This window comes from Streptomyces coelicoflavus, assembly GCF_045041415.1.
GTDB classification, from domain to species: Bacteria; Actinomycetota; Actinomycetes; order Streptomycetales; family Streptomycetaceae; genus Streptomyces; species Streptomyces coelicoflavus.
The window spans coordinates 2,799,959-2,817,719 of the sequence record NZ_CP108218.1 but is presented as its reverse complement, the minus strand read 5'-3'; the positions used below and the strand labels follow the sequence as shown (position 1 = coordinate 2,817,719).

Annotated in this window: 18 protein-coding genes and 2 tRNA genes; 11 read left to right on the top strand and 9 right to left on the bottom strand. The window is 70.9% G+C overall.

The features are described from left to right. The first annotated feature begins 43 nt into the window (after window positions 1-43). From OHA99_RS12290 to OHA99_RS12280, 3 genes are all read left to right on the top strand, one after another. Entirely contained in the window at window positions 44-502 is a 459-nt protein-coding gene (locus tag OHA99_RS12290) for a molybdenum cofactor biosynthesis protein MoaE (RefSeq protein ID WP_165684871.1), read from the top strand. Between the two features lie 225 nt (window positions 503-727). Then, window positions 728-892, top strand: a complete 165-nt coding sequence (locus OHA99_RS12285; protein ID WP_007444545.1) for a hypothetical protein — start codon at window positions 728-730, stop codon at window positions 890-892. Between the two features lie 74 nt (window positions 893-966). After that, window positions 967-2,061: a PDZ domain-containing protein gene (locus tag OHA99_RS12280; protein WP_405695719.1), complete on the top strand. Its 1,095-nt coding sequence runs from the start codon at window positions 967-969 to the stop codon at window positions 2,059-2,061. Window positions 2,062-2,092: 31 nt separating this feature from the next. Here OHA99_RS12280 and OHA99_RS12275 read toward each other — a convergent pair whose 3' ends face one another. After that, complete coding sequence (locus OHA99_RS12275) at window positions 2,093-2,635, bottom strand: PPA1309 family protein (RefSeq protein WP_164383295.1); 543 nt, start codon at window positions 2,633-2,635, stop codon at window positions 2,093-2,095. A gap of 164 nt (window positions 2,636-2,799) precedes the next feature. Between OHA99_RS12275 and OHA99_RS12270 the strand changes: the two genes are divergently transcribed. The 3 genes from OHA99_RS12270 to OHA99_RS12260 all read left to right on the top strand — a co-directional run bounded on the left by OHA99_RS12270 (window position 2,800) and on the right by OHA99_RS12260 (window position 8,033). Beyond that, window positions 2,800-5,805, top strand: a complete 3,006-nt coding sequence (locus tag OHA99_RS12270; protein WP_153181757.1) for a UPF0182 family protein — start codon at window positions 2,800-2,802, stop codon at window positions 5,803-5,805. An 87-nt stretch (window positions 5,806-5,892) separates the two neighbouring features. Then, window positions 5,893-5,966: transfer RNA gene (locus OHA99_RS12265), tRNA-Met, on the top strand. Window positions 5,967-6,197: 231 nt separating this feature from the next. Then, the gene (locus tag OHA99_RS12260) at window positions 6,198-8,033 is read left to right on the top strand and encodes a tetratricopeptide repeat protein (RefSeq protein WP_194279931.1); all 1,836 of its coding nucleotides are present in this window, start codon (window positions 6,198-6,200) and stop codon (window positions 8,031-8,033) included. A gap of 192 nt (window positions 8,034-8,225) precedes the next feature. Here the strand turns inward: OHA99_RS12260 and OHA99_RS12255 are convergent. The 4 genes from OHA99_RS12255 to hisN form a co-directional block, all read right to left on the bottom strand. Then, window positions 8,226-8,299, bottom strand: a tRNA-Met gene (locus OHA99_RS12255). 53 nt (window positions 8,300-8,352) lie between these two features. After that, window positions 8,353-8,769: a Fur family transcriptional regulator gene (locus OHA99_RS12250; protein ID WP_042825116.1), complete on the bottom strand. Its 417-nt coding sequence runs from the start codon at window positions 8,767-8,769 to the stop codon at window positions 8,353-8,355. Window positions 8,770-8,917: 148 nt separating this feature from the next. After that, window positions 8,918-9,325, bottom strand: coding sequence for a cyclic nucleotide-binding/CBS domain-containing protein (locus OHA99_RS12245; protein WP_007444538.1), 408 nt, complete (start codon window positions 9,323-9,325; stop codon window positions 8,918-8,920). Window positions 9,326-9,456: 131 nt separating this feature from the next. After that, window positions 9,457-10,257 carry a histidinol-phosphatase gene (gene hisN, locus OHA99_RS12240; protein ID WP_007444539.1) on the bottom strand — a complete coding sequence of 267 codons (801 nt, stop codon included), beginning with the start codon at window positions 10,255-10,257 and terminating at the stop codon, window positions 9,457-9,459. Window positions 10,258-10,640: 383 nt separating this feature from the next. Between hisN and OHA99_RS12235 the strand changes: the two genes are divergently transcribed. Beyond that, window positions 10,641-11,252 carry a TetR/AcrR family transcriptional regulator gene (locus OHA99_RS12235; protein ID WP_153178041.1) on the top strand — a complete coding sequence of 204 codons (612 nt, stop codon included), beginning with the start codon at window positions 10,641-10,643 and terminating at the stop codon, window positions 11,250-11,252. 11 nt (window positions 11,253-11,263) lie between these two features. On the opposite strand, the gene OHA99_RS12230 is transcribed toward OHA99_RS12235, so the two are convergent. From OHA99_RS12230 to OHA99_RS12215, 4 genes are all read right to left on the bottom strand, one after another. Beyond that, window positions 11,264-11,587: a multidrug efflux SMR transporter gene (locus OHA99_RS12230; RefSeq protein ID WP_007444521.1), complete on the bottom strand. Its 324-nt coding sequence runs from the start codon at window positions 11,585-11,587 to the stop codon at window positions 11,264-11,266. A 177-nt stretch (window positions 11,588-11,764) separates the two neighbouring features. Further along, a complete protein-coding gene (gene rsgA / locus OHA99_RS12225; protein ID WP_007444522.1) occupies window positions 11,765-12,778 on the bottom strand; it encodes a ribosome small subunit-dependent GTPase A in 1,014 nt (337 codons plus the stop codon). Between the two features lie 12 nt (window positions 12,779-12,790). Continuing rightward, window positions 12,791-14,107, bottom strand: a complete 1,317-nt coding sequence (gene aroA, locus OHA99_RS12220) for a 3-phosphoshikimate 1-carboxyvinyltransferase (RefSeq protein ID WP_405695716.1) — start codon at window positions 14,105-14,107, stop codon at window positions 12,791-12,793. Window positions 14,108-14,239: 132 nt separating this feature from the next. After that, window positions 14,240-14,962 carry a M50 family metallopeptidase gene (locus OHA99_RS12215; RefSeq protein WP_405695715.1) on the bottom strand — a complete coding sequence of 241 codons (723 nt, stop codon included), beginning with the start codon at window positions 14,960-14,962 and terminating at the stop codon, window positions 14,240-14,242. Window positions 14,963-15,012: 50 nt separating this feature from the next. On the opposite strand from OHA99_RS12215, the gene OHA99_RS12210 reads away from it, so the two are divergent. From OHA99_RS12210 to rsrA, 4 genes are all read left to right on the top strand, one after another. After that, window positions 15,013-15,828 (top strand): SOS response-associated peptidase, encoded by an 816-nt coding sequence (locus OHA99_RS12210; RefSeq protein ID WP_153178037.1) that lies wholly within the window; start codon window positions 15,013-15,015, stop codon window positions 15,826-15,828. Between the two features lie 22 nt (window positions 15,829-15,850). Continuing rightward, the gene (locus OHA99_RS12205) at window positions 15,851-16,486 is read left to right on the top strand and encodes an alpha/beta family hydrolase (protein WP_405695713.1); all 636 of its coding nucleotides are present in this window, start codon (window positions 15,851-15,853) and stop codon (window positions 16,484-16,486) included. Between the two features lie 278 nt (window positions 16,487-16,764). After that, on the top strand, window positions 16,765-17,448 hold the full coding sequence (gene sigR, locus OHA99_RS12200) for an RNA polymerase sigma factor SigR (protein WP_003973756.1): 684 nt from the start codon (window positions 16,765-16,767) through the stop codon (window positions 17,446-17,448). Next, window positions 17,445-17,756: a mycothiol system anti-sigma-R factor gene (rsrA, locus tag OHA99_RS12195; protein ID WP_061442628.1), complete on the top strand. Its 312-nt coding sequence runs from the start codon at window positions 17,445-17,447 to the stop codon at window positions 17,754-17,756. The genes sigR and rsrA overlap by 4 nt, the downstream gene beginning before the upstream one ends. Window positions 17,757-17,761: the final 5 nt, after the last annotated feature.

Below are 17,761 nucleotides of genomic sequence, written 5' to 3'. Positions count from 1 at the left end.
CACGCTATTCCGCGTCGCCGGCGGCGTGGGGCACGATGGGCATATGGCAACCTCGAACGACCACCCCGGTGAGCGGGCCGCAGCGGACCCCGTGAAGCTGATCGGCATCCGTGAGACGCCCCTGTCCGTGGACGAGGTCTTCCGCGCGGTCGGCGACGACGCGTCCGGCGGCACCGCGCTGTTCGTGGGTACCGTGCGCAACCACGACGGAGGCACCGACGTCGACCGGCTCGGGTACTCGTGCCACCCGAGCGCCGAGGCCGAGATGCGGCGGATCGCCGAGAAGGTCGTCGCGGAGTACCCCGTACGGGCGCTCGCGGCATTGCACCGTGTGGGTGACCTGGAGATCGGGGACCTCGCGGTGGTCGTCGCGGTGTCCTGCCCGCACCGGGGCGAGGCCTTCGACGCCTGCCGCAAGCTGATCGACGACCTCAAGCACGAGGTGCCCATCTGGAAGCACCAGACGTTTTCCGACGGCACCGAGGAATGGGTGGGCGCGTAGCGCCCTCGGTGAGGGGTGGTGGTCGGGCGACGGGAGGGCGGGTGGGCGCGTAGCGCCCTCGGTGAGGGGTGGTGGTCGGGCGACGGGAGGGCGGGTGGGCGCGTAGCGCTTTCGCCCCGGTCACCTCCGGTTGCGTAACCCGCCCCCCGGCGTGAGCGTTGTCACTGCGAATGGTTAATCTGCTGATCAGTCAGTCGCGGACGCTCAAGGGGTTGGGAGGTCGGCATGGCGGCACTCGCCTGGTTGCTGATTCCGCTGGTGGCCGCTGTCGGTGCGGGCCTGTGGGGCAGTTGGGCCAACCGGACCCGCAAGGCACGGAGCGACGGTCCCGAGCTGGATGGGTACGCCCGGTTCCGTGAGGCGATGGAGAAGCCCCGCACGGGCGCTTGACGGTTGCCCGACGGCAGTTTCGGCGCCCGCCGCCCTGACGGTGTTCCGACAGCCGCGTCCCGTACTGTCGTGCCATGCCACGCCGCACCGCGACGATGCTCGCCTCCACCCTGTTGCTGATCGCGCTCCTGTGCGCGGGTGTTTTCATCCCCGTGCCCTACTCGGAGATGTCTCCCGGGCCGACGGTGAACACCCTCGGGGACCACGACGGCGAGCCGGTGCTGCAGATCTCGGGTCACAAGACCTATGAGGCGAGCGGCCACCTGAACATGACGACCGTCCGGGTCACCAGCGCCGAGTACAAGATGAACCTGGTGGAGGCCGTCTACGGCTGGCTCGCCCACGACAACAGCGTGGTGCCGCACGAGACCCTCTACCCGGACGGGAAGACCGAGGAAGAGGCCACGCAGGAGAACGCGGAGGAGTTCAGCCACTCCCAGGAGACCGCGAAGGTCGCCGCCCTGAAGGCGCTCGACATCCCGGTGAAGGCCTGGGTGGTCGTCTCCGCGGTGGTCAAGGACTCCCCGGCACAGGGCAAACTGCATGCCGGTGACGTGATCAGGGCCGTGGACGGTACGGCCGTCAAGAAGCCCGCGGACGTCGCCGAGCTGGTGACCGAGCACGAGCCCGGACAGGACACCGTCTTCACGATCGTGCCCGCCAAGGAGCAGGCCGCCGCGGAGAAGGAGGGCCGGACGGCCACGAAGACGGAGAAGGTCACGATCACCACCGAGACGTCCGACGACGGCGGCGAGAAGCGCGCCGTCGTAGGGATCTCGGCAGGGACCGATCACACGTTCCCGTTCGAGATCGACATCAAGCTGGCCGACGTCGGCGGTCCCAGCGCCGGCCTCATGTTCGCCCTCGGCATCTACGACAAGCTCACCCCGGGCGACCTCACCGGCGGCAAGTTCGTCGCCGGCACCGGGACGATCGACGACAACGGCAAGGTCGGCCCGATCGGCGGCATCGGGATGAAGACCATCGGCGCGCACGACAAGGGCGCCCGGTACTTCCTGACGCCCGCGGACAACTGCGCGGCAGCGGCCGAGGACACCCCCGACGGGCTCACCCTCGTGAAGGTCGACACCATCGACGACGCCCTCGGCGCGCTGAAGGACATCCGCTCCGGGAAGACCGCCGACCTGCCGAAGTGCACGGAGGGATAGCCCCCGCACCCAGCGACCGGCGGCCCGGGGCCTACTCGGCGAAGGTGGCCGTCAGCGCCTCGGCCAGTCCCGGCACCAGGTCGGAGCCGGTGAGGACATCCGTGGCCGCGTCCTTCTCCCGCAGCCGCAGGGCCGAGTCGCGGGTGCCGTCCCGCAGGACCGCGACCGTCATGCGGACCTCCTGACGGTCCGGGTGCTCCGCGACCCACTGGGCGAGCTTCTTCTCGTTCAGGCCCTGCGGCACCTGGGCCTCGGCGGAGGGCGGCAGCATGAGACGCTCCACGGCGAGCGCGCAGCCGACCACGGCGTCGGGCCAGGCGATGGTGCCCAGGAACTCGTCGAGCGCCTGGTCCGTTGGAACTTCGTCCTGCTCGATCGGGGTGAGGCCGGAGCTCTCCGACTCGTCCCGCAGACCGAGCCGGTCCGCGAGGGAGGGCTGGTCGGCCCTCAGTCGTGCGGTGTCGACAAGTGCGAAGAGGCGTGCGGGCTGGTCCCAGCCGAGGCCGGAGACGTACTCGTCGATCTCGAGCACGGCCCGGGTGAGGGGGCTCGCTGCCATGGGGGTGTTGGACATGGTCACAATCCTGCCTCGTTCATGGCCCGAATCGGGAACCGAGTAAACGATGAGTAAGTTGCATAAGTGTGGGCCCACGATCACGGGGGCGCACGGGGGGCCCGCGAACCCGAGGGCCTGACGGATCAACAGCGAACTTCGAGGTGCGCACCTTGGCTTTCCAGATGCCGGACCGCGGCGGAGGCCCCCCGTCGGGGCCGCGGATCAGAGTGGGCCGCCCGTCCCGGCGTGTCCGAACCCTGCTGCTGACACTTGGTGTCCTAGCCGTGCTCCTCATGGCGTTCACCATGTTCGCGGGATTCTGGACGGACTGGCTCTGGTACCGGTCGGTCCACTACTCGTCGGTGTTCACGACGACCCTGTGGACCAAGATCGGTCTCTTCTTCGTCTTCGGCCTGCTGATGGCGCTCGCCGTGGGGTTCAACATCTGGTTGGCCCACCGCCTGCGCCCGCCGCTGAGCGCCATGTCGATGGAGCAGCAGAACCTCGACCGGTACCGGATGGGCATCGCCCCGTACAAGAAGTGGCTGCTGCTCGGCATCACCGCCCTGGTCGGCCTGATCGCGGGCGCCTCGGCCTCCGGGCAGTGGCGGACCTGGCTGATGTGGGTCAACGGCGTGCCCTTCGGGCAGAAGGACCCCCAGTTCAAGCTGGACGTCTCCTTCTATGCCTTCGACCTGCCCTGGTACCGGTTCCTGCTCGGCTTCGGCTTCGCAGCCGTGATCATCTCCGTGATCGCAGCCGCGCTGACCCACTACCTGTACGGCGGGCTCCGCGTCACCAGCCCGGGCGCGCGTGCCACGGCCGCCGCCACCGGGCACCTGTCCGTGCTCATCGGCGTCTTCGTCGCCCTGAAGGCGGTCGCCTACTGGCTGGACCGGTACGGTCTCGCGGTGAAGTCCAGCGACTTCAAGGCGACCGACAACTGGACGGGCCTCAGGTACGTCGACGCCAACGCCTACCTGCCGGCCAAGACGATCCTGTTCTGCATCGCGGTCATCTGCGCCCTGCTGTTCTTCGCCACCCTGTGGCGGCGTACCTGGCAGCTGCCCGTGATCGGCTTCGGCCTGATGGTGCTCTCCGCCATCCTCATCGGCGGTCTGTACCCGGCGCTGGTCCAGAAGTTCCAGGTCCAGCCGAACGAGCAGGCCAAGGAAGCGCCGTACGTCGAGAAGAACCTCGCCGCCACGCGCGACGCGTACGGCATCGAGGGCACCCAGGTCAGCGAGTACCCGGGCAAGAGCGAGACCAAGGACAAGACGAAGCTCCGTGACGACGTGGACGCCGCGGCGTCCATCCGCATCATGGACCCGAACGTCATCTCGCCGACGTTCCAGCAGCTCCAGCAGATGCGTAACTACTACGCGTTCCCGACCAACCTGGACGTCGACCGGTACGCCAAGGACGGCAAGGACCAGGACACGGTCATCGGTCTGCGCGAGCTGAACCTGGCGGGCATCCCGAAGAAGAACTGGATCAACAACCACTTCCGCTACACCCACGGCTACGGCGTGGTCGCGGCGAAGGGCACCCAGGTCGACTCCGAGGGACGCCCGGTCTTCACCGAGTCCAACCTGCCGTCCGAGGGCGACCTCGGGAAGTACGAGCAGCGGATCTACTACGGCGAGAAGACCACCACCTACTCGATCGTCGGCGGTCCCCAGAAGGAGATCGACTACTCCGACGACACCGGGGAGAAGACCTTCAGCTACAAGGGCGACGGCGGCGTCGACCTGTCCAACCCGGTCAACCGGGCGGCGTACGCGGCCGCGTTCAGCGAGCCGCAGATCCTCTACTCCGGAGCCATCGGCGACGGGTCGCGGATCCTGTACAACCGCACGCCCAAGGAGCGCGTCGAGGCGGTCGCCCCCTGGCTGACCATCGACGGCGACGCCTACCCGGCGGTGGTGGACGGCCGTATCCAGTGGATCGTCGACGCCTACACGACGACGAACGGCTATCCGTACGCCTCGCGCACCACGCTCGGCGACACCACGGCCGACTCGCTGACCGCCAACAACAACTCGCGCGCGGTGGTGGCCCAGCAGAACCAGGTCAACTACATCCGCAACTCCGTGAAGGCGACCGTCGACGCGTACAGCGGTGACGTGAAGCTGTACCAGTGGGACACCCAGGACCCGATCCTGAAGACCTGGATGAAGGCGTTCCCGGACACGGTGAAGGACAAGGGCGAGATCTCCAAGGAGCTGATGGCGCATCTGCGCTATCCGCAGGACCTGTTCAAGGTCCAGCGCGAGCTGCTCACGCGCTACCACGTGAAGGACGCCAACACGTTCCTCAGCGGCAGCGAGGTGTGGCAGGTGCCGGACGACCCGACCAACAAGTCGGGCGACGCCGTACCGCCGTACTACCTGAGCATGAAGATGCCCGACCAGAAGGCGCAGGCGTTCTCGCTGACGACGACGTTCACACCCAACGGGCGTGACAACCTGAGCGCGTTCATGGCGGTCGACGCCGAGGCGGGCACCAGTGACTACGGCAAGATCAGAATTCTGAAACTGCCGACGAGTACGACCGTCGACGGCCCCAAACAGGTGCAGAGCCAGTTCAACTCCGAACAGGACATCGCCGAGTCCATCAGGCTGCTGAGAGGCGGCGACTCGGAGGTGGAGTACGGCAACCTGCTGACGGTGCCGCTGGACGGCGGGCTGTTGTACGTCGAACCCGTCTACGTGCGCGGTGGCGACCTCAAGTACCCGCTGTTGCGCAAGGTCCTGGTGAGCTACGGGGGCAACACCGCCTTCGAGAACACGCTCGACGCGGCCCTCAACAAGGTCTTCGGAGCCCAGGCCGCCGAGAACGAGGAGCCACCACCGGCGGACGAGGGCGACGACACCACCCAGCCGCCGCCGTCGTCCACCAACCCGACGGTCCGGGAAGCGCTGAGCGATGCGCAGAAGGCCTTCGACGCCGGGCAGAAGGCCCTGGAGAAGAAGGACCTGGCCGCGTACGCCGAGGCACAGAAGGACCTGGAGGAGGCGCTTCAGCGGGCCGAGGACGCACAGGCCAAGGCGGACCAGAGCGCCGGCGACAAGAACGGCGACAAGGACGCCGGCGGCAAGAGCAGCGGGGACAAGGCCGGGGGCGACAAGGCCAGTCCGGACGCGACCCCGACCGGTGACGCCGGCGGAAGGTCGGACACCGGCTGACCGCCGGCCCCGCGCCGGGCGTTCGCGTCAGGCGTTCGAGCTGGTCAAAGCCCATCCCGCGCCGTGCTAGGGTTGTGAACACAACGGCGCGGGGTGGAGCAGCTCGGTAGCTCGCTGGGCTCATAACCCAGAGGTCGCAGGTTCAAATCCTGTCCCCGCTACTGACGTCGTGAGCTGGTTGCGAACGACCACGAAGGCCCGGATTCCCACAAGGAATCCGGGCCTTCGTGATGTGCGAACGCATGTACCGGCGAGCTCGACGGCCGCGCCGCCAAGGGGAGTTGGGCCGATCTGTGTTTGACTTGTCTCCCTGTGGGCATGTCGACAAAACGCTGAAGTGACCTCACTGACTGCGGTATACCGGATGTACCGAGGTTGCGGGTGGTGCGACGATGAACGTTATGGGGGACATGGCAAATCTGTTCGGGACAGGGCGTTTTGCGCAGCCGTCCGGTCAGTTGTCCGGTCAGGAGGCTGCGGACGAGGCTCAGGAGGCCGCCGACGAAGCCGCCGAGGAAGTGCGTCTGCGGCTCGCCGTCGACGGCGGTGACGTCGAGGCGATGAGCGTGCTCGGCGCGCTGCTGCTGCGCCGCGGCGACTTCGACGGGGCCGAGTCCCACCTGCGCGCCGCCACCGCGGCCGGTGACCGGGCCGCCGCGAACAACCTGGGCGTCCTGTTGCACCAGCGGGGATACGCCGACGAGGCCGCCGGATGGTGGCGCATCGCCGCCGTAGCCGGATCCGCCGCCGCCGCGCACGCGCTGGGCCGGCACTTCCGCGAACGGGGGGACGAGCCCGCCGCCGAGTACTGGCTGTGCCAGTCCGCCGAGCAGGGCCACGTGCTGGCCGCCTACGCGCTCGCCGACCTGCTGGAGCACCGCGGCGACGACGCCGGGTCCGAGAGGTGGATGCGGGCCGCCGCCGAACGCGGGCACCGGGAAGCGGCGTACCGGCTGGCGCGGACGCTGGACCGGCGTGCCGGGGGGTGCGACGGCGGCGGCGACAAGGCGGCCGCCCTCGCGGCGGACGAGGCCGAGCAGTGGTACCGGCAGGCCGCCGCACGCGGTCACCGGCGGGGCGCGCTGCACCTCGGGACGATCCTGGAGAAGCGCGGCGAGCTCAAGGAGGCCGGCCGCTGGTACCTCACGTCCGCCAAGGACGGCGAGGCCCGCGCCGCCTGCGCGCTCGGCTTCCTGCTGCGGGACGCCGGGGACACCGAGAGCGCCGCCGTGTGGTGGCTGCGCGCCGCCCAGGACGGCGACGGCAACGCCGCCAACGCCCTCGGCGCGCTGCACGCCGAGCGCGGCGAGACCCAGACCGCGGAGCGCTGGTACCGGGCGGCGATGGACGCCGGCGACGACAACGGGGCGTACAACCTCGGGCTGCTCTGCGCCGAGCAGGGGCGCACCGCGCAGGCCGAGCAGTGGTACCGGCGGGCCGCGTACGCCGGGCACCGGGAGGCCTCCAACGCGCTGGCCATCCTGCTGCTGCGGGCCGGTGACGAGACCGGCGCGGAGCCCTGGTTCTCCAAGGCCGCCGAGGCGGGCAGTGTGGACGCCGCCTTCAACCTCGGGATCCTGCACGCGGGGCGGAGCGAGGAGCGGGCGGCGCTGCGCTGGTACGAGAGGGCCGCCGCGGCCGGGCACACCGAGGCGGCCCTTCAGGTCGGCATGGCGCGGCTGCGCGGCGGGGACGAGCGTGAGGCGGAGCGGTTCCTGCGCTGTGCGGCGGGGGGCGGCAGTGCGGAGGCGGCGTACCGGCTGGCGTCGGTGCTGGACGCGCGCCGGCCGCCCGCGCCCGCGCACGAGCTGGGGGAGCCGGCGCAGGAGAAGTCCGAGTGCGAGGAGTGGTACGAGCGCGCGGCCTCCCAGGGGCACCGGCGGGCCCAGGTACGGGTCGGGATGCTCGCCGCGGCGCGCGGCGACGTGGTGGAGGCGGCACGGTGGTACCGGGAGGCGGCCGAGGCCGGGTCGCGCAACGGGGCGTTCAACCTGGGGTTGCTGCTGGCCCGTGAGGGCAGTGAGCCCGAGGCCGTGGTGTGGTGGCGCAGGGCGGCCGACGCCGGGCACGGGCGGGCGGCGCTGCGGCTGGCGCTGGTGTTCGCGCGGCGGGGGGAGCTGGCGGAGGGGCAGCGGTGGGCCGACCTGGCGGTGTCGCTGGGGCCGGTGGAGGTGGGGGAGCGGGCGGCGCGGTTGCGGGACGCGTTGCGGCAGGAGCTGTCGGCGTGACGCGTGACGCTGCGCTGAGCTGGGGCGCCTTTTGAAGGTGCCCGGGATTCGGCTGGGCGGGGGGAGGGTTACGCGGACCGGCGCTTGCCGGGTGCCGCCGCGCCCACCCGTGCCGCCCCAGCGGCACGACTGCCCGCGGTCAGGATGCACTGAGGGCCGGGATCCTTTCGGATCCCGGCCCTCAGTGTTCAGTAGCGGGGACAGGATTTGAACCTGCGACCTCTGGGTTATGAGCCCAGCGAGCTACCGAGCTGCTCCACCCCGCGTCGATGAATGGAACACTACGTCAACGCGAAGTCGAGAAGCAAATCCGTGCTCCTCACGCCGCCGCGCAGTTCGGGCAGGTGCCGCGGTAGGTCACCTCGACCTCCGACACCGCGAAGCCGAAGCGCTCAGAGTCGGGGAGGTCGGCCAGCGGGTTGCCGGTCGGGTGGACGTCGCGGATCGCGCCGCACTGGGCGCAGACCAGGTGGTGATGCGGCCGGTGCGCGTTCGGGTCGTAGCGCTTGGCGCGCTTGTCCGTCGCGACCTCCAGCACCTCGCCGAGCGAGACCAGCTCGCCCAGGGTGTTGTAGACCGTCGCCCGGGAGATCTCGGGGAGCTTGTCCACGGCCCGGGAGTGCACCTCGTCGGCCGTCAGATGGACGTGTTCGCCGTCGAGGACCTCGGCCACCACGCGCCGCTGCGCGGTCATGCGCCAACCGCGACCGCGCAGCCGTTCCAGAAGGTCACTCATACCAGCCAGCTTAACAGCAAGGGGACCAGGTTCCGAACGGGTGTGATTTTGGATCACAGATTGATTTAGACAATGTCTACTCTAGGAACCGCGGTCCGAGGCGCCTTCGCGCGCCCGACATCGTCGAGCGCGCGGTCGGCGACTTCCGTCAGGCGGTCACCACCGGTGCGTGGTGCGGGGCCCGCGCCGGCGCCCAGCGGCGGATGATGTCCCGCACCGAGACGATGCCGACGGGCTCGCCGCCGTCCAGGACGATGAGGTGGCGGAAGCCGCCGTGCGCCATCGCGCCCGCCGCCTCCTCCACCGTCCAGGTCGGGGCGGCGAAGACGACGTCGGTGGTGGTGTGGCCGTGGGCCCGCTCGGTGTCCGGGTCCTGGCCCCGGCCGACGGAGACCAGGACGTCGCGTTCGGTGAGGATGCCGATGCCGCCGGCGTCCGGGTCGTACACCACGGCCGCGCCGACGCGGCGTGCGGACATCAGGGCGGCGGCCTGGCGGAGGGTGTGGGCGGGACCGATGGTGAGGACGACCGTGCTCATGACTTCGCGGACGAGCATGGGTGGAGCCACCTCCTGCCGGTGATCCATGAGTTGTTCATGGATTCACAAGTTCACAAGTAGGGGAATCCTCAGAGTGGCAGGTAAAGCACCGGTCAACAAGGGGGCGCGGAGGGTGAGTCGGCGGGCGCTCAGTAGCGCTGGTTGAGATACCCGAGCAGCTCGTCGTGGAGCCGGCCGTTCGACGCGGCCGCGTTGCCGCTGTGCGGGCCGGGGCGGCCGTCGAGGCCGGTGAAGGTGCCGCCGGCCTCGGTGACGATGATCGCGTTGGCGGCCATGTCCCAGAGGGAGAGCTCGGGTTCGGCGCAGATGTCCACCGAGCCCTCGGCGACCATCATGTACGGCCAGAAGTCGCCGTACGCGCGCGTGCGCCACACCTCGCGGGTCAGGTCGAGGAAGCCGTCGAGGCGGCCCTGCTCCTCCCAGCCGCTCAGCGAGGAGTACGCGAAGGAGGCGTCGGGGAGCGTCGAGACCTGGGAGACCCGGAGCCGGGAGGCCGAGGTCAGGCTGCGGCCGGTGAACGCGCCGTGGTCCTGCACAGCCCACCAGCGGCGGCCGAGGGCAGGTGCGGAGACGAGGCCGACCACCGGCTGGTAGCCGCCTTCTCCCGCCTCCATGAGGGAGATCAGGGTGGCCCAGACCGGGACGCCGCGCACGTAGTTCTTGGTGCCGTCGATCGGGTCGATGACCCAGCGCCGGGGCCCGGTGCCCGCGACGCCGAACTCCTCGCCGTGCACCGAGTCGCGGGGGCGGGCGCGGGCGAGGTGGCCGCGGATGAGTTCCTCGGCGGCCTTGTCCGCCTCGCTCACCGGGGTCATGTCCGGCTTCGTCTCGACCTTCAGGTCGAGGGCCTTGAAGCGGTCCATCGTCGCGGCGTCGGCGGCGTCGGCGAGCACGTGGGCGAGGCGGAGGTCGTCGAGGTAATCGGGCATGCCGTCACGCTATCTGCCGCGGCCGGGCCGGGGCCACCACGGGTTCGGCGGGCGTGGCGGCGCGCGGGGAGGCGGAGGCAGGGCCCGACGCGGTGCTGCCACGGCGCGGTGCCGCCACGGCGCGGTGCTGTCGCGGCCGGGCGCGGTGCTGCCACGACGGCCCGGCGTGGCGGGTGCGGGCCCGAGCGAGCGGTGGTCAGAGGGCCCGGCGCGGCGGGTGCGCGGGCCCGAACGGGCGGTGGGTGAGAGGGCCCGGCGTGGTGGGCGAGAGGGCCCGAGCGGTGGTTGCGAGGACCCTTGACAGTGCCCCCATACCCGTCAAATCTGGCAGGAAGTCGCTCGGCACGTCTGGCAGCAAGTCGCTCGGCCCGAGGGAGGCGAGGGTGCCTGCAGCCCGGGAGTCCCTGCTCGACGCCGCGTACACGGCGCTGGCCCGCCGGCCGTGGTACGCCGTGCGGATGGTGGACGTGGCGGCCGCCGCCGGGGTGTCCCGGCAGACCCTCTACAACGAGTTCGGCAGCAAGGAGGGGCTCGCCCGGGCGCTCGTGAGGCGTGCGGCCGACGGCTATCTCGCCGGCGTCGAGCGCGCGCTGTCCGGGCCCAGCGACCCCGGTGAGCGCCTCGCCGCCACCGCCGAGTGGATGCTGTCGGCGGCTCACGACAACGCGCTGGTCCGGGCCCTGCTCACCGGTTGCTGGAGCGAGCGGCTGCCCTCACCGGCCCTGACGGCGGTGCCCTCCTCCTCCGCCGGGCCGGCCCAGCGGCGGGCCGACGGTCCGCTGCCCTCGCCCGGTGACTTCGTGCGCCTCGTCCGCGACCGTGCCGTGGCCGCCCTTCACGGCTCCGGAACGCCTCCGCCGCCGGACGCCGCCGAGCTGGTCCGCTCCTGCGAACTGGCCGTACGGCTCGCCCTGTCCTGTGTCGCGGCGCCGCCCGCCGAGGGCTCGGTGGCCGACCTCCTGCGCACCGCACTGCCGCGCCCGTCGAGCGCGTAGCGGCGCCCGGCTCAGTGGGCCGAGCCCGACAGTTGCAGTCCGATGACGCCGATGATGACGAGGCTGATCGAGACGATCTTCAGGGTCGAGACCAGGTCGCCGAGGAAGATCATGCCGTAGATGGCCGTGCCCGCCGCGCCGATGCCGGTCCACACCGCGTAGGCGGGACCGACGTCGAGCTTCTTCAGGGACATGGTCAGCAGGCCGAAACTGCCCAGCGCGAAGGCGCAGAAGGCGACGGTGGGCCAGAGCCGCGTGAAACCGTGCGACAGCTTCAGACAGACGGCGAAGCCGGTTTCGAGCACCCCGGCCACTATGACCAGCAGCCACGCCATGTCTCGTCCTCCCGTAGTCCCGTACCGTGACCGCCGTGTCGACCGGTGCCGGTCAGTGGCTCGCGTTGGGCGTTCACCTCGTCCTGCGACGACTTCGTCGGGCTTTGCTCGGACTTGGTTCCGGCTTGGTGCGATTATGCACTTACCGGTTGCACGGCACGGCAAACAACGCGGTGGTCAGTCGCCTTCCTTGCGTTCGCGTGTCGACAGCAGCCGGCGCAGCGAGTACAGCCGGGCCGGGTCGGCGTGCCCCTCCGCGACCCAGGCGTCCAGGGCGCAGTCGGGCTCGTCGTGACTGCACGCGCGCGGGCAGCCCTCCGTGCCGGGCACCAGGTCGGGGAAGGCGTTGATCACCCGGGACGGGTCGATGTGCGCCAGCCCGAACGACCGCACGCCCGGGGTGTCGACGACCCAGCCGCCCTCGGCGGAGGACAGCGGCAGGGCGAGCGCCGAGGTCGTGGTGTGCCGGCCGCGGCCCGTCACCGCGTTGACGTGCCCCGTCACCCGGCGGCGGTCCTCGGGCACCAGGGTGTTGACCAGGGTCGTCTTGCCGACGCCGGAGTGGCCGACGAACGCCGTGATCTTCCCGTCCAGATGCTCGCGCACGAGGTCGGCGGCGGCGCCGTTCTCCAGCTCCTCCCGGCTGGTGACGACGTACGGGATGTCCAACGCGCCGTACAGCTCGAGCAGTTCGTCCGGGGGTGCCAGGTCCGACTTGGTCATCACCAGCAGGGGGGTGAGGCCGCCGTCGAACGCCGCGACCAGGCAGCGGTCGATGAGGCGGGGGCGCGGCTCGGGGTCGGCGAGGGCGGTGACGACGGCGAGCTGGTCGGCGTTGGCGACGACCACCCGCTCGTAGGGGTCGTCGTCGTCGGCCGTGCGGCGCAGGACGGAGGCCCGCTCCTCGATGCGGACGATGCGCGCGAGCGTGTCCTTCTTGCCGGACAGGTCGCCGACCAGGGCCACCCGGTCGCCGACCACGGCGGCCTTGCGGCCCAGTTCACGGGCCTTCATCGCCATGACGACCCGGTCCTCGACCAGGCAGGTCAGCCGGCCGCGGTCGACCGTGAGGACCAGGCCCCCGGCGGCGTCCTCGTGCTTGGGCCGGATGTGGGTGCGCGGCCGGTTGCCCTTGCGGTTCGGGCGGGTGCGGATGTCGTCCTCGTCGGTGTGCTTGCCGTAGCGGCGCATGGCGAACCGTCCCTACGCCCCGAGCATCCCGGTCCACAGGTCGGGGAAGTCGGGCAGCGTCTTGGCGGTGGTCGCGACGTTCTCGATCTGCACCCCCTCGACCGCGAGGCCGAGGACGGCGCCGGCGGTGGCCATGCGGTGGTCCTCGTAGGTGTGGAAGACCCCGCCGTGCAGCCGGCGCGGGCGGATGTGCAGGCCGTCGGCGGTCTCGGTGACGTCACCGCCGAGTTCGTTGATCTCCTTGGTGAGCGCGGCCAGCCGGTCCGTCTCGTGCAGCCGCAGGTGGGCCACGCCGCGCAGGGTCGACGGGGAGTCCGCGAGGGCGGCGACGGCCGCGATGCCCGGGGTCAGCTCGCCGACCTCGCTCAGGTCGACGTCGATGCCGCGGATCGCGCCCGACCCGGTGAACACGAGCCCGAAGTCCGTCAGTTCGCAGGAACCGCCCATCTCGGTGAAGATCTCGCGCAGCCGGTCGCCGGGCTGGGTGGTGCGGGACGGCCAGTCGGGGATCACGATCTTGCCGCCGGTCACCAGCGCCGCCGCCAGGAACGGCTGGGCGTTGGACAGGTCGGGCTCGACGGTCAGGTCCCGGCCGAGCAGCGCGCCCGGCGTCACCCGCCACACGTTCGGCTCGCCGCCGGACTCGGGGGTGTCGACCTGGGCGCCGACCGCGCGCAGCATGTCGACGGTCATGCGGATGTGCGGCATGGACGGCAGCGCGGAGCCGGTGTGCCGCACCTCGACGCCCTGGTTGAAGCGCGGTCCGGACAGCAGCAGGGCGCTGACGAACTGCGAGGAGGACGACGCGTCGATCTCGACCGGCCCGCCCTCCAGGGCACCGCCGCCCTGCACGGTCAGCGGCAGGGCGCCGCGCCCGTCGTCGTCGATACGGGCGCCCAGCACGCGCAGCGCGTCGATCACGCCGTGCAGGGGACGCTCGTAGGACCGGGGGTCGCCGTCGAAGCGGACGGCGCCGTCGGCGAGCGTGGCGACCGGCGGCAGGAACCGCATCACCGTGCCGGCGTTGCCGACGTCGACCGTGGCCGGGCCGCGCAGACCCGCCGGGATGACCCGCCAGAACTCGCCGGTGCCGTCCGGGCCCACGCCCTCCTCGATCTCGACGCCCATCGCGCGCAGCGCCTCGGCCATCAGCACGGTGTCGCGGGAGCGCAGCGGGCGGCGCAGCCAGCCGGGCTCGGAGGCGAGGGCGGCCAGGACCAGGGCGCGGTTGGTGACCGACTTGGATCCGGGCACGTGGACGGTCGCGTCGACGGCTCCGCTCGCGTGCGGGGCGGACCAGAGGGCGGTGTGCGCGGGGTTCACGGTCATGGGCCCCACTTTAATGGCTGAAGGCGATCGGAGATCTTGATCAAAAGCGGCGAAACCTGACCGAAACCGCAACAGTGTACTTGCCGTGCATATATGCGCACCCATGGGGCGCGGGTGGGCGCACGCCGGGCCTCACAGCTCCAGCAGCCAGCGCCCCCCGCCGATCAGCGAGCACAGCGACACCGCGTGGAAGAGGAAGAACCACACCCCCGCCGGCGCGTGGGTCAGCCGCGCCAGCTGGTCCGCGTCCGAGTCCCCGGCGCCGCCCCGCGACCGCTTGGCCTGCAACTCGAACGCCGGGCGCACCCCGCCCAGGAGCAGGAACCAGACCACCGCGTACGCGAACGCCGCCTGCACCTGCGGCCCGGCCAGCCACGACACCAGGACGAACGTGCCGCCGGTGACCACGACCGTCAGCACCCCGTACGCGTTGCGGACCATCACCAGCAGGGCCACCAGCAGCGCCGTCGCCAGCCACAGCAGCAGTGTGATGCGCCCGGCCGCCAGCAGTGCGGCGCCGCCGAGGCCGAGCAGCGGGGGAGCGGTGTAGCCGGCGACCGCCGTCAGGATCATCCCGACGCCGTGCGGCTTGCCCCGGCTCACCGTCAGCCCGCTGGTGTCCGAGTGCAGGGTGATCCCGGTCAGGGCGCGCCCGGTCAGCAGGGCCACCAGGCCGTGGCCGCCCTCGTGGGCGATGGTGATCGCGTTGCGCGCTATCCGCCACGATCCGCGCGTCGCGACGACGGCGAGCGCGGCCACCAGCGTCGCGATCACCACCCACAGGTCGGGATCGGGCTGGGTGCCGGAGACCTCGTCCCACAGAGAGGTGAGCGAGGCCGTTGCGAGGTGGTCCATGTTCGGGGAGGGCTCCTCGTAGAAACGCGGGGTCTGGCAGTGTGGCACGTATGTGCGGACGGTATGCGGCGAGTCGTCGACCCGAGGATCTCGCGGGAATCTTCGAGATCGAGAAGTGGGAGCCCAAGGAGAGCTTGGAACCCGACTACAACGTGGCGCCCACCAAGGAGGTCTACGCCGTCCTGGACCGTCCCCTGAAAGACGTCGAGGACCCGAAGCCGGTTCGCCAGCTGCGGAAGCTGAAGTGGGGCCTGGTCCCGTCCTGGTCCAAGACGCCCGAGGGCGGCGCCCGGATGATCAACGCCCGCGCGGAGACCGTCCACGAGAAGCCCTCCTACCGCCGCGCCTTCAGCACCCGGCGCTGCATCCTGCCCGCCGACGGCTACTACGAGTGGGTCACCGGCAAGCAGGAGCGGGACCTGGAGGTCGAGGGGCGCAAGAAGCGGCCCCGCAAGCAGCCGTACTTCGTGACCCCCGCCGACGGCTCCGTGTTCGCCATGGCCGGGCTGTACGAGTTCTGGCGGGACCGGACGCTGCCGGACGACCACCCGCAGGCCTGGTGGGTGACGTGCTCGGTGATCACCACCGAGGCCGAGACCACGCCGCTCGCGGTCGCCCCGGCCGACGGCCCGCACGCCCTGGCCGACATCCACCCCCGGATGCCGCTGATGCTCACGCCGGACCGCTGGGACGACTGGCTCGACCCGGCGCGCACCGACCCGGACGGGCTGACCTCCCTGCTGACGCCCCCGCCCACCGGGCTGATGCGGGCCTTCCCCGTCTCCACAGCCGTGAGCAACGTCCGCAACAACGGGCCGGAGCTGCTCAAGGAGCTGGAGGCACCGGAAGAGGGCACACTCTTCTGACGTGACGGATACGACAGAGGTTGTGACAGAGGCGGTCGAGACGGACGCGGGCCCCGCCCGCATCACCTGGCACCGGGCAAGGGACCCCCGCCTCGTCCTCGCCCTGAGCCACGGCGCCGGCGGCGGCATCGAGGCGCGCGACCTGACGGCGCTGGCGACCGCACTGCCCGCCCACGGGGTGAGCGTCGCCCTCGTGGAGCAGCCCTGGCGGGTGGCCGGCAAGAAGCTGGCGCCCGCTCCGAAGACCCTGGACACCGGCTGGCGGGGCGTCTGGCCCGCGCTCACCGCGCCCGGCCCGCCGGTGATCTCGGGCGGCCGCAGCGCAGGCGCCCGCGTCGCCTGCCGCACTGCCGGTGAACTGGGCGCCCACGCCGTCCTCGCGCTCAGCTTCCCGCTGCACCCGCCGGGCAAGCCGGAGAAGTCCCGCGCCGACGAACTGCTCGGGGCGGGCGTTCCCACCCTCGTGGTCCAGGGCGGCAACGACCCCTTCGGCAGACCGGAGGAGTTTCCCGAGGCGCCCGCGGGAACCTACGACCTGATCGAGGTGCCGTACGGCGACCACGGCTTCGCCGTGCCCAAGCGGGCGGAGATCAGCCAGGAGGAGGCGCTGCGGGTGATCACCGACGGCGTCCTGAAGTGGATCGGCGCACTCCGCTGAACGCCCGGGAATGACCGCCGCGCGGTCACTGTTGTGCCGGACGTACGTTGCTGAGAACCAGCACCGACGCCGTAGGAGAGGAAGTCCGCCGCATGGGTTCAGCCTTCTGCCCGAGTCGCAGCAGCCGCGCCGACCTGGACTGGACCGTGCTGCACGCTGCCAAGACCGCCCCTATTCGGGCGGCGGGCGGACCGGATCGGCACGCGTCCCCGACCGCAGGTCGTCTATCCTCCGATTCGAGTGAGACCGGTCTCGGTTTCACGACGACATCGGAGGAGGTGGGTCCGGTCACTGGGACCGACGCAGGGACCGAACACGGCCAGGCGGAGCAGCCCGAGGGCCGGGGTACGGGCGCGGAGTCGACCGCGGAGCGCAGCGCGCGCTTCGAGCGGGACGCGCTGGAGTTCCTCGACCAGATGTACTCGGCCGCGCTCCGCATGACGCGTAATCCGGCCGACGCCGAGGACCTGGTGCAGGAGACCTACGCCAAGGCGTACGCGTCCTTCCACCAGTTCCGCGAGGGCACCAACCTCAAGGCGTGGCTGTACCGCATCCTCACGAACACCTTCATCAACTCGTACCGCAAGAAGCAGCGCGAACCCCAGCGCAGCGCGGCCGAGGAGATCGAGGACTGGCAGCTCGCCCGTGCCGAGTCGCACATGTCGACGGGTCTGCGCTCCGCGGAGTCGCAGGCGCTCGACCACCTGCCCGACTCGGACGTGAAGCAGGCACTCCAGGCGATCCCCGAGGAATTCCGTATCGCCGTGTATCTGGCGGACGTCGAGGGCTTTGCCTACAAGGAGATCGCGGACATCATGGGGACACCCATCGGTACGGTGATGTCCCGGCTGCACCGTGGACGCCGTCAGCTGCGCGGCATGCTGGAGGACTACGCCCGCGACCGCGGCCTGGTCCCGGCCGGCGCCGGAGAGTCGAACGAAGCGAAAGGCTCGGGGTCATGAGCTGCGGAGAGCCGCACGAGACGGATTGCAGCGAAATCCTCGATCATCTCTACGAGTTCCTCGACAAGGAGATGCCGGACTCGGACTGCGTGAAGTTCGAGCACCACTTCGAGGAGTGCTCGCCCTGCCTGGAGAAGTACGGGCTGGAGCAGGCCGTGAAGAAGCTGGTCAAGCGCTGCTGCGGACAGGACGACGTGCCGGGTGACCTGCGCGCCAAGGTCATGGGACGGCTGGACCTCATCCGGTCCGGGCAGTCCGTGCCCGAGCACGACGTGACGGCCACGCCGTCGGCACCCCAGGAGTCCTGAGCCGC